Consider the following 414-nt stretch of genomic DNA (forward strand, 5'->3'; position numbering starts at 1 on the left):
GCGCGCACGTGCCCCTGGCGTAGGGTTGGTTCAGGTTGAGTTCACAGCCGGCTGCGGAACGTCGAAGATGACGGTGCGGAGGCTGCCGATATCCCCTGCCCCACGGTTTCTGGTCCGCCAGCGCCGGCGCCCCAGATAGCTCCGCAGGTCGAACACGCTATTCCGACTGATGGAGTCACCATGAGAACCGCATCCACCGCCCGGCAGCTTCCCGTCCCAGGAGGCAGTCTCGCCACCTTCTCCACCTGCTGGCTGCAGACGTCGACCCCGGCGGTGACCGTGCACGGCGAGCTCGATGCGGCCAACTGCCCCGAGTTCATCCGCTACGCATCGGCACTGCTGCCCCGCTGCGCTCACCTGATCCTGGATCTGAGCGCTGTTCAGTTCTTCGGCACCGCCGGGTTGTCCGCCGTG

1 protein-coding gene is annotated in these 414 nt (G+C 66.7%); it reads left to right on the top strand.

The window, feature by feature from the left end; all coding sequences use genetic code 11:
- Window positions 1–180 precede the first annotated feature (180 nt).
- Window positions 181–414: STAS domain-containing protein (locus H7J86_RS31700; RefSeq protein WP_267295825.1), on the top strand; the 234-nt coding region annotated here is incomplete at its 3' end.

The organism is Mycobacterium hackensackense (genome assembly GCF_025822555.1).
GTDB classification, from domain to species: Bacteria; Actinomycetota; Actinomycetes; order Mycobacteriales; family Mycobacteriaceae; genus Mycobacterium; species Mycobacterium fluoranthenivorans.